Source organism: Treponema sp. R8-4-B8, from assembly GCF_054786175.1.
In genome coordinates this window covers 1-643 of record NZ_BDHE01000229.1, presented here as the reverse complement: position 1 = coordinate 643, position 643 = coordinate 1, and the positions used below count along the sequence as shown (strand labels likewise).

Below are 643 nucleotides of genomic sequence, written 5' to 3'. Positions count from 1 at the left end.
CCCTGCCTAGCCTGCTCAAGAGCCTTGCCCATAAGCTCTGGGGTAATTCCTTTTATTTTAATGTCCATTTGGAATGGGGTAATTCCCGCTTCCGTTCCGGTCACGTTAAAATCCATATCTCCAAGATGGTCTTCTGTGCCGGTTATATCCGATAGTATTTCAATTTTCCCGCCTTCTTTAACGGAACCCTTTTCCGATATTAAACCCATTGCAATGCCAGCAACCGGACCGCTTATTGGAACTCCGGCATCCATCAGCGAAAGGCTGCCTCCGCAAACCGAAGCCATTGAAGAAGAGCCATTGGATTCCATAATTTCCGATACAACGCGGATTGTGTAGGGGAAGCCTTCTGGCGTTGGAAGCACAGCATTGAGCGAGCGTTCTGCCAAATGCCCGTGCCCAATTTCGCGCCTGGACATGCCCAGCTTTTTTACTTCGCCAACAGAATATGGAGGGAAGTTATAGTGGAGCATGTAGCTTTTGGTAACATCGCCTTGCAGAGTTTCAATATGCTGCTCGTCGTTTTTTGTGCCAAGCGTGCAGGTGACTAGCGCCTGAGTTTCTCCGCGCTGGAAAATTGCGGACCCGTGGGAACGCGGCAAAATTCCAAGCTGGATTTCAATATCGCGAATATCCGTTGCTT

The 643-nt window shown here is 49.1% G+C and carries 1 pseudogene; it reads right to left on the bottom strand.

Features of this window, described 5'->3' with window-relative positions:
* Positions 1 to 643: pseudogene (locus ACYVRA_RS08075) on the bottom strand (polyribonucleotide nucleotidyltransferase); the annotation flags it as partial.